7 protein-coding genes are annotated in these 9,012 nt (G+C 65.9%); 5 read left to right on the plus strand and 2 right to left on the minus strand.

Features of this window, described 5'->3' with window-relative positions; genetic code table 11:
- The 5 genes from VGQ94_04405 to VGQ94_04425 form a co-directional block, all read left to right on the plus strand.
- Positions 1–919, plus strand: a 919-nt coding sequence (locus VGQ94_04405) for a PEGA domain-containing protein (GenBank protein ID HEV2021747.1), incomplete at its 5' end; no start/stop codon positions are given.
- 184 nt (positions 920–1,103) lie between these two features.
- Positions 1,104–1,658, plus strand: a complete 555-nt coding sequence (locus tag VGQ94_04410; GenBank protein HEV2021748.1) for a LemA family protein — start codon at positions 1,104–1,106, stop codon at positions 1,656–1,658.
- A gap of 4 nt (positions 1,659–1,662) precedes the next feature.
- Positions 1,663–3,429 carry a DUF2207 domain-containing protein gene (locus VGQ94_04415; GenBank protein ID HEV2021749.1) on the plus strand — a complete coding sequence of 589 codons (1,767 nt, stop codon included), beginning with the start codon at positions 1,663–1,665 and terminating at the stop codon, positions 3,427–3,429.
- A gap of 111 nt (positions 3,430–3,540) precedes the next feature.
- A complete protein-coding gene (locus VGQ94_04420) occupies positions 3,541–3,885 on the plus strand; it encodes a PilZ domain-containing protein (GenBank protein ID HEV2021750.1) in 345 nt (114 codons plus the stop codon).
- Between the two features lie 19 nt (positions 3,886–3,904).
- Positions 3,905–4,564: a response regulator transcription factor gene (locus VGQ94_04425; GenBank protein ID HEV2021751.1), complete on the plus strand. Its 660-nt coding sequence runs from the start codon at positions 3,905–3,907 to the stop codon at positions 4,562–4,564.
- Here the strand turns inward: VGQ94_04425 and pruA are convergent.
- Positions 4,561–6,159 carry an L-glutamate gamma-semialdehyde dehydrogenase gene (pruA, locus tag VGQ94_04430; protein HEV2021752.1) on the minus strand — a complete coding sequence of 533 codons (1,599 nt, stop codon included), beginning with the start codon at positions 6,157–6,159 and terminating at the stop codon, positions 4,561–4,563. The genes VGQ94_04425 and pruA overlap by 4 nt on opposite strands.
- Positions 6,160–6,235: 76 nt before the next feature.
- On the minus strand, positions 6,236–9,012 hold a 2,777-nt coding region (locus tag VGQ94_04435), incomplete at its 5' end, for a glycosyltransferase (GenBank protein ID HEV2021753.1).

Below are 9,012 nucleotides of genomic sequence, written 5' to 3' on the forward strand. Positions count from 1 at the left end.
GATAGCGCTGCTCTTCATAGTCATCGTCGTGGGAGCGTTCTGGCTGCTGACCCCCGCAAAACATGGGACGGCGACCGGCGCCGCTGTTCCACCTTCTTCCCAGACCACGGTGGCGCCCGCTGCCCCGCCACTCCCTCTGCCCACGCCGGCCGGGCCCGCCAAGGCGAAGGCGAAACCTGTACGCGCCGCGGCCGCGCCGGTGGAAGCTCCTGCAGCCACCGGCGGCCTGAGCCTCGACTCTTCCCCCCAGGGCGCAGAGGTGCAGATCGACGGCCGGCATGAGCCGGGGTGGGTCACGCCGTTCACCGTCACCGGTTTGGCCGTTGGAGGTCACACGGTCAGCTTCAGCAAGCCGGGGCACACGGGTGTGAGCCGGACGGCCCAGGTCGCAGCCGGCCAGAACGCGATCCTGGCTGTGCCCATGGCCGAGCTTGCCGCCACCATCTCCGTGAACAGCACGCCCGCGGGCGCCAACGTCATCCTCGATGGCAGGGACACCGGCAAGGTCACGCCGGCACAGATCGTCGTGGCCAAGGGCAGCCACACGGTTGCGGTGCGCAAACCAGGCTACCTCGATGCCTCCGGAACGCTGGAGACCGTACCCGGCCAAGCAGCGCAGTTCAGCCCCACCCTGAAGTTGACCGGCAGCACCGAGAACATCAAGACCGTGGGCAAGTTTGGGAGCATCTTCGGCGGCGCGCAGGAGAACTCAGGCCGGGTCGCAGTGCGCACCAACCCCAAGGGCGCGCAGGTGCTGGTCAACGGGCAGCCGGTGAAGAAGACCACTCCGGTCGAGTTCTTTCTCAGCCCGGGAAGCTACGAGATCAGCCTGACACTGGAAGGCTACAAGCCCGTCAAGAAGGTCGTGGATGTGGAGAAGGGCGGGAAGCTGACCGTGGACGTGACCCTCACACACTAGCGCCGGGTCTTTACGGCGAAAACTGCACGGCCCCGATGCTCCGCTTGAGGAATCCAGCCGATTCTACCCTGTTCCCGGGCGAGCGAAGCAAGCCACATGAGGAATGCTACATTCCCCGGGCGTTGCATGGCCGGGGACGATATGATACGTTGCGCGCGTTCCAAAAGCGGAATCTGGAGGAGAGATGGCGTTCGGTTTAGTGATTCTCCTGCTGATTGTGGGTGGGCTGGCCTTCCTGGGGGTGATGTACAACAGCCTGGTGGGGCTGCGGGTGCGGGCGGATTCCGCCTGGTCCGACATTGACGTCCAGCTCAAGCGCCGCCACGACCTGATCCCGAACCTGGTGGAGACGGTGAAAGGGTACGCCGGCCACGAAAAGAGCACTTTCGAAAACGTCACCAAGTACCGCTCCATGGCCATGCAGGCCACGGGGCCGGCGGAGCGGGCCCAGGCCGAGGGCCAACTGACCATGGCGCTCAAGAGCCTGTTCGCGGTGGCGGAGAATTATCCGCAACTGCGGGCTTCGGAGAATTTCAGTTCCCTGCAGAAGTCGCTGGCCGAGATCGAGGACAACCTGCAGAACGCGCGCCGCTACTACAACGCCGTGGTGCGCGACCTGAACACCAGCATCCAGGTCTTTCCCAAGAACCTGGTAGCCGGCATGTTCGGCTTCCAGCCGCGTGCGTTCTTCGAGTTGGACGCGGCCGCAGAGCGCGAGGCCCCGGCGGTGAAGTTCTGATCTGATGTCCTGGAAGTCCCCAGTCGCGGGCCGGAGGAGCCGGTTCCCATCCGGCCTCGCCCTTCTGCTGCTTGTTCTCGCGGCCTCCCTTCCCGCTGCGGCGCGCAGTTGGCGCATCGCCAACTTCAGCAGCCAGGTGCTGGTGGACGAGGACTCCAGCGCCGTCATTACCGAGCGCATCACCTTGGTCTTTGTCGGACACTGGAACGGGATCTACCGCGACATCCCGGTGGACTACCCTGGCCCGGGCGGCAGCAACTACAAGCTCCTGCTCAAGGTCACCCGCGTGGTCGACGGCGAGGGCCACCCCCTCGAGTACGAGAGCCGCGTCGAAGACGGCTATCGCAAACTGAAGATCTACGTCCCGGACGCGGATGACACCACCCGCACGGTGGAGATCACCTACCACGTCTCCAACGGCATCCGCCACTTCGAAGACCACGACGAGTTCTACTGGAACGTCACCGGCAACGACTGGCCGGTTCCCATCGACCACGCCTCGGCCTTCGTCATCTTCCCGGCGCAGGCCGCCGGCAGCCTGCGCGCGCAGGCCTTCACCGGAGCCTACGGCGACACCTCGCACGAAGCCACGGCCACCGTCAACGGCGCCAATGCCCAGTTCGAGACCACCAGTCCCCTTCCCCTGCGCGGCGGACTCACCATTGACGTCTATGTCCCGCCCGGCATCCTGCGGGCCCCGGGGATCCTGACGCGCATCGGCTGGTTCCTGGCCGGCAACTCCATCGTGTTGTTGCCGCTGGCGGCACTGGCGGTGATGTTTCCGCTGTGGTGGTACAAGGGCCGCGACCCCGATCCCGGGATTTCGGTGGCGCCCATCTATGAGCCTCCGGCGAACATGACGCCCGCCGAAATGGGGACGCTGATCGATGACAGCGTCGATCCCCGCGATATCACCTCCACGCTCGTGGACCTGGCGGTGCGCGGCTACGTCAGGATCGAAGAGATCAAGGACGAGGGCATGCTCTCCCTCTTCCACAGCAAGGACTACGTCTTTCATCTGCTGAAGCCCATGACCCAGTGGCAGGAACTCGCCCCGCACGAGCGCGTGATGCTGGAGAACGTCTTCGCGGGAGGCCAGCAGACCAAGCTGTCGGATCTCAGGAACAAGTTCTATACCGCCATCCCCATCCTCAAGCACGACATCCTGCACGCCCTCAAGAACAAGGGCATGTATCGCACGGACCCGGATGCGGCGCAGAAATACCGGCTGGGAAGCATCGCGCTCATCGTTGTGCTGTTCGTGGTCCTGCACTGGATGGGCCTGATGTCGGTTTTTGACTCCGGGCTCACCGGCTTCGTTGCCGTGGCGGCCGCGGGGCTGGTCGTGTACCTGTTCGGCCGGAAGATGACCTGCAAGACCTTCTACGGCGTCCGCACTTTCACCGCGGTGCGCGGCTTCCAGGAGTTCATGCAGCGGGTGGATGCCGATCGCCTGAAGCGCATGCCGCCCGATACCTTCGAGAAGTATCTGCCCTTCGCCATGGCCCTGGGAGTGGAGCACCAGTGGGCGCACGCCTTCGAAGGCATCGTGAAGGACCCGCCCAACTGGTACCAGTCCAGCGGCGGCGGCATGTTCAGCCCCTGGATGTTCACCAACGGCCTGACCAGCATGACCAGTCAGGCGCAGTCGGCGTTCGTTTCGGTGCCGCGGGCCAGTTCTTCGGGCTCCGGCTTCTCCAGCGGCGGCGGGTTCAGCGGCGGCGGCTTTTCCGGCGGCGGCTTCGGCGGTGGCGGCGGCGGAGCCTTCTGAGCCGCGCCCCCTGCTAGTGTGCCGCTGTCCTTCGTGGTATAAACCCGGAGTTCGCACCTTCATCCCTTCAGTCGCGGCGGGGCGTGGGGACCGCCGGGAGAGCAGAATCCTGTGACCGAGGCCAGAACCGGCAAGCGCTTCCCGTTGCGCCTGCCCATCACCATTCGCAAACACAAGTCCTCCCGGAAACACAAGGGCTCCACTACGGACGTGAGCGCGGGCGGTGCGTATTTTTCCGCCGCCGCCGACTTCGAGATCGGATCCACCATCGAGTTCGCCATCACCCTTCCCCACCAGGCCCTGGGAACGCGCAAAGATGTGGAGCTGCATTGCAGCGGGCGGGTGGTGCGCGCCGAAGCGGCCCCGGCGTCCCCCAAGAAACGGAAGAAGAAGCAGCAGCGATGGAAGGGACTGGCCTGCATCATCGACCAGTACAGGTTCGTGCGGAAGCCGTGAACCCAGGAACTGTAGCGCGATGTTGAAGGTGATACTGGCGGACAATCAGGCCATCTTCCGCGCCGGCGCCGCCAAGGTGCTGGCCGTGGAGGACGACGTGCGCATCGTCGCCCAGGCGCAAACCGGCGAACAGATGCAGATGGCCCTCGAACGCTTCCGCGCCAGCGTACTCATCCTCTCGCCGGCTTTGGTCCCCGCCCTGGACACCGTGCTCTCGGCCGCCAAGCAACAGAAGACTCACGTGGTGCTGGTGGCGGAGAACGGCGAGGACCCCGACAAGTATCTGAAGGACGGAGTCGGAGGCGTGGTGTTTCGCAGCGTCACCGGGAGCGCGCTGGTGGACTGCGTGCGCAAGGTGGCCAAGGGGGAGACCTGGGTGCAGGACGTGCGCTCGCTCGCCGAAGCCTCGGAAAGCGACCAGGTAGGCGCGCGCGTCCGCGACCGGCTCACCCCGCGCGAGCTGAGCATTGTGGCGCTGATCGTGCAGGGCTACAAGAACAAGGAGATCGCCACCCGCCTGGGCACCACCGAACAGGTCATCAAGAACTATCTGCGCAACGTGTACGACAAGGTAGGAGTCTCCGACCGCCTGGAGCTGGCGCTGTTCACCATCCACCACCGCATCCTGGCGGAAGCCGCGACGGCGGTCACCACCGCAGCGAACCCGGCTCGACCCTAGCTGACCTTCTCCCCAATCGATTTAGCCTGCGAGAACAGGTAGAGGTAGTCGGGGCCGCCGGCCTTGGAGTCGGTGCCCGACATGTTGAAGCCGCCGAAGGGATGCGCGCCCACCATGGCTCCCGTGCACTTGCGGTTGATGTAGAGGTTGCCCACGTGGAAGTCGCGCTTGGCGCGCTCGATCTTTTCCGGCGACGCCGTGTACACCGCCCCCGTCAACCCGAACTCGGTGTTGTTGGCGATGGTCAGGGCGTCATCGAAATTCTTGGCCTTGATCACGGCCAGCACTGGACCGAAGACCTCCTCCTGCGAGAGCCGCGCCCCTGGAGGGACGTCGGCGATGACCGTGGGCTGGAGGTAGTAGCCCTCGCCCGCGGCCGGCGCCGCGCCGCCGCCGGTGACCAGGCGTCCTTCCTTCTTGCCCACTGCGATGTACTCCTGGATGGACTTCATGGCGCCCTCGTTGATCACCGGGCCCATGAAGTGGTTCTCCGTGGGATCGCCGACGGAAATCTTCTCCACTCGTGCCTTCAGACGCTCGAGGAAGAGGTCGTAGATGCGCTCGTCCACAATGGCGCGCGAGCAGGCCGAGCACTTCTGTCCTTGGAATCCGAAAGCGGCCAGGGTCACGCCCTCGACCGCGGCGTCCAGGTTGGCGTCGGCGTCCACCACGATGGAATCCTTGCCGCCCATCTCCAGAACGGTGCGCTTGATCCAGATCTGCCCGGGGCGTGGTTGCGCCGCCCGGGCGTGGATGTCGAGCCCCACTTCCTTCGACCCGGTGAAAGCCACGTAGCGCGTCTTGGGGTGCTCCACGATGGCGTTGCCGAAGGTGGTGCCGGAGCCGGGGCAGAAGTTCACCACGCCGTCGGGCAGGCCCGCCTCCTGCAGCAGCTCGAAGAATTTGGCGGCGATGGTGGGCGAGTCGCTCGAAGGCTTCAGCACCACCGTGTTGCCGCAAACGATGGAGGCTAGGGTCATCCCCGCCATGATGGCGGCGGGAAAATTCCACGGCGGGATCACCGCGCCCACGCCCAGCGGGATGTAGCGCAACAGATCGCGCTCTCCCGGGAGCTGCACCGGCGTCTCCACGCGCGAAAGGCGCAGCGCCTCGCGGGCGTAGAACTCGCAGAAGTCGATGGTCTCGGCGATGTCGCCGTCGGCCTCCGCCCAGTTCTTTCCCACCTCGAAGACCAGCCAGGCCTCGAACTCGAACTTGCGCTCGCGCAGCAGGTCGCCGGCGCGCAACACCAGCCCGGCGCGCTCCTCCGCCGGCGTCCGCTTCCAGCTTTCGAAGGCGGCCAGCGCCGTCTCTACCGCCGGGGCGGCGTGCTCCGCCCCCGCCTTCTGGTGGATGCCCACCACCTGCGAGGGCCGCGCCGGGTTGATGGACTGGATCTTCCCTGAAGTGCGGCTCCGTTGGCCGCCGATCACCAGGTCGTACTCGCGGCCCAGCTCCGAGCGGACTTTCTCGATGGCGGCGCGCATGGCGCGGGCCGCGGCTTCGTCGCGGGAAAAATCGATCAGCGGCTCATTGCGAAACTCCCCTTGCGGGAGGCGGGTCGGAACGCGGGCAGGAGCTTCCACCGTGGCCATTCCAGAGTCCTTTCGGCGCCACCTGAGCGCGCGGCGCGTTGCTGCGCAAACATTCATTTTAGCATTCGGCGGAGAATCAGACGGGACGACCATGAGGGAGCGCCGCGGTGCGCTCCATCTTCTCCCAGGAGAATTGTCGGCCGTCGATGGCGCGCTTCACCGTCTTGAACAGCACCACGGAGAAGATCTGCCGGTAAGCGAAGCGCTGCAGCCACACGTGCGCCAGCAGCCAGAAGTCCCGCTGGGAGGCGGCATCCCGCCGCTCCAGCGCGAAGGCCAGCAGCGACGCGAGGAAATCCACAATCAAAAACACCGCGAAGAACACCGCCAGGCGCAGGAAGTTGGCGGGATCGGCGGAGTCGGGATGGAAGTAGCGGTCCACCAGGTAGACCAGCCCGGCCACCAGGAACATCAGGTCGATGAAGGGCGCGGTCAGCGGCAGCAGAATCTGGAAGATGAAGATGTTGGGCAGGGCGATCCAGCCCAGCGCTCCCCGGCGCGCGAAGGCGCCGCGGCGCTTCCACACCGCTTGCAGGATGCCGAACGACCAGCGGAAGCGCTGGCTCATGAGGCTGCCGGCGCTGGTCGGGGCCTCGGTGTAGGCCAGGGCGCGGTCGTCGTAATTCACGCGGTGGCCGCCTTCCAGCAGCGACATGGTAAGGTCGGCGTCCTCGGCGACGGTATCGGGATGGAAGCCGCCCGCGGCGCGCACCGCCGCAGTCCGCCAGGCGCCGATGGCCCCGGGCACCACGCTCACCGCGTTCAGCACGTTCAGCGCCCGCCGCTCGAAGTTCTGGCTGGTGATGTATTCCAGGGCCTGCCACCGGGTCCAGAGATTCACGCGGTTCCCTACTTTGGTGTTCCCGGCCACGGCGGCCACGCGGGAATCGGCGAAGTGTGGGACCAGTTGCGCCACCGCCGTGGGGGCGATCACAGTGTCGGCGTCGATGCCGAGGAACACTTTCTCCTCCACCCGCGCCAGACCGCGGTTCAAAGCCTCGGCTTTTCCGGCATTCGCCTGCGTGAGCAGGAGCAGGCGTCCTGCCTCGATTTCCTTGGCGAAGAGCCTGCGGGCGACGGCCAGTGTGGCGTCGGTAGAGCCATCATCAATCACAATCACACGGAGGCGCGGGTACTCAGAGGCCAGCGCCGCGCGTACCGTGCGCTCGATGACCCTCTCTTCATTGAACGCCGGGACCAGGATGGCAACGGGAGGGGCGTACCCGGCGGCCTCCTGGTGTTCCCGCGCCCGGGCGCGGAAGCGGTCGAAGATGGCCAGCGCCCCCACCAGCAGCAGCCGCAGGGTCATCAGCGTGTCGCCGACGAAGAAGACAAAAATCAGCGCCTGCTGAAACAGGCGGTAGAGCAGGAAGCCGAAGCTGTCGAGCCGCGCGGCCCAGCGCTCGTTTGGGCCAAGCTGCGGCATGACGTCCGCGGAGGTCTTGTCCAGCAGGGCGGAGATGCGCACCAGCGTGTACCCGCGTGCGCGCAGCTCGCGGAGGATCATGGGCAACGCCCGCACCGTCTCGCTGCGGTCGCCGCCGCCGTCGTGCAGAAGGACGATGTTGCCGCAGGGCTCGGCCGTGCAGCCCGGCTGCGATACATCCGTGAGCCGGGTCATCACCGTCGCCGTGATCTCCTCGGCCGTCGGGCGGGGATCCTTCTGCCAGTCGCCGGGATCGACCTTGGAGCCCACCGTGATGTAGCCCAGGTCCTGGACCATCTCCAGGGGCCGGACCTCATCGGCGGTCTCCGGATCCTGATCGATGGAATAGGGCGCACGGAAGAAGAGAGGCTTCACTCCCAGCTCGCTGCCAAAGAAGCGTTCGGTGAGGTTCAGTTCCAGCTTCATGTAGGTGGGGGAGATGTTGCTGATGTCGGGATGCCAGAAGGTGTGGTTGCCGATCTCGTGGCCTTCGCGATAGATGCGCTGGGTCAGACCACTGTAGCGCTCCGCCTGCGCTCCGATAAGGAAGAACGTCGCCGGAACCCGCTCTGCCTTCAGGATGTCGAGGATCTTGGGGGTGTAGTTCGGGTCCGGCCCGTCGTCGAAGCTGATGGCGATCTGCTCCTTCTTGGCGCCGTGCTGCATCACTCGATAGGGTTCGGGAAGCACGCTGAAGGTTTCCGCGGTGACCAGCCCGGTGGAAGGATCGGCCGTGATCTGGCGCTCGCCCGGACTGGGCCGCGCATCGATCCTGAGGATCTCCCCCTGGCCCTCCATGTCCACGTCCTGGCCGGGAGGAACGGACCTCAGCTTCGCTGGAGCTTCCGGTTCGCCCGGCACGTCCCACACCGCCCACAAAGAGCGGTCTTCGGAGCCCAGGCGCCAGAGCGCAAAGGTGTTGATGCCCAGGGCCTGGGCCGCCCGCATCTGGTTCAGCGCCGTTACAGCGTCGAGGAACCAGACGTCATGACGGGCGCTGGATTCGTCCACATAGGCGTAGTGCGGATTCAGGCTGTCCGCGTCCAGCTCCGGACTGGCCTCAGACTCCCGCGCCGTCAGCCACGCCTGCTGCACGGGGACGGTCTGGGCATTGGCGACCTGCCGGAGATGGTTCGGGTCGCTGGTCCACTCGTAGCCGTAGTTTCCCACCGCGACGATGATCTTCTCCCGCGGCATCACCTTGAGGGCGATCTTCAGGTTGTCGGCGAACCAGCTCTGGGCGGCCACCGGGCCCGCGGGGCCGCCGGGATAGTGCTGGTCGTAGTCCATCAGGATGACGCCGTCGGCGCGGGCGGCAACGTAGGCGTAGTCGTAATCCTCGTTGTGCGCCGGAAGCGCCACGTAGAGCTTCATCCCCCGGGCGTGCAGATCGGAGGAGAGCTCCGCGACCAGGGCGCGGTAGCCCG

It is taken from the genome of Terriglobales bacterium (assembly GCA_035937135.1).
In the GTDB taxonomy this organism is placed as follows: Bacteria; Acidobacteriota; Terriglobia; order Terriglobales; family Acidobacteriaceae; genus DASYVL01.